Source organism: Shewanella carassii, from assembly GCF_002777975.1.
Taxonomy (GTDB): domain Bacteria; phylum Pseudomonadota; class Gammaproteobacteria; order Enterobacterales; family Shewanellaceae; genus Shewanella; species Shewanella carassii.
This window is the reverse complement of the sequence record NZ_NGVS01000036.1, coordinates 1-1132: the sequence shown is the minus strand read 5'-3', so window position 1 is coordinate 1132 and position 1132 is coordinate 1. Positions and strand designations below refer to the sequence as shown.

1 protein-coding gene is annotated in these 1132 nt (G+C 50.4%); it reads right to left on the bottom strand.

Features of this window, described 5'->3' with window-relative positions:
• Positions 1 to 4: 4 nt before the first annotated feature.
• Positions 5 to 1132, bottom strand: a 1128-nt coding sequence (tuf, locus tag CBE72_RS19470; RefSeq protein WP_100145967.1) for an elongation factor Tu, incomplete at its 5' end; no start/stop codon positions are given.

The following is a 1132-nucleotide window of genomic DNA, read 5'->3' as shown; positions in this document are numbered from 1 at the left end:
GCAATTAAGCGATGATCTTGGCTACAACACCAGCACCAACTGTGCGGCCACCTTCACGGATAGCGAAGCGCAAGCCTTCGTCCATCGCGATTGGGCAGATCAGGGTAACAACCATCTTGATGTTGTCACCTGGCATTACCATCTCTACGCCTTCTGGCAGTTCGATAGTACCGGTCACGTCAGTTGTACGGAAGTAGAACTGTGGACGGTAGCCTTTGAAGAATGGAGTGTGACGTCCACCTTCTTCTTTAGACAGTACGTAAACTTCTGATTCGAACTTGGTGTGTGGAGTGATGGTACCTGGCTTAGCCAGTACTTGACCACGCTCTACTTCATCACGCTTGGTACCACGCAGCAGGATACCACAGTTCTCACCGGCACGACCTTCGTCCAGCAGCTTACGGAACATTTCTACACCGGTACAAGTAGTCTTGGTAGTATCTTTGATACCTACGATTTCTACTTCATCACCAACTTTGATGATACCGCGCTCTACACGACCTGTTACTACAGTACCGCGACCAGAGATTGAGAATACGTCTTCGATTGGCAGCAGGAATGGCTTATCGATATCACGCTCTGGCTCAGGGATATAGGTATCCAGTGCTTCGGCCAGTTCAATGATCTTCGCTTCCCACTCTGGCTCACCTTCCAGTGCTTTCAGAGCTGAACCCTGAATTACTGGCAGGTCATCACCTGGGAAATCGTACTCAGACAGCAGTTCACGAACTTCCATCTCTACCAGTTCCAGCAGCTCTTCATCGTCTACCATGTCACACTTGTTCATGAATACGATGATGAAAGGTACACCTACCTGACGAGACAGCAGGATGTGCTCACGAGTCTGTGGCATTGGACCATCAGTAGAAGCTACTACCAGGATTGCGCCGTCCATCTGGGCAGCACCGGTGATCATGTTTTTAACATAGTCAGCGTGGCCTGGGCAGTCTACGTGGGCGTAGTGACGAGTTGGAGTGTCATACTCGATGTGAGAGGTATTGATGGTAATACCGCGCTCACGCTCTTCTGGAGCGTTATCGATCGCTGCGAAGTCACGCGCCTCACCACCGTAAGTCTTAGACAGTACAGTTGAGATAGCAGCAGTCAGAGTGGTTTTACCATGGTCCACGTG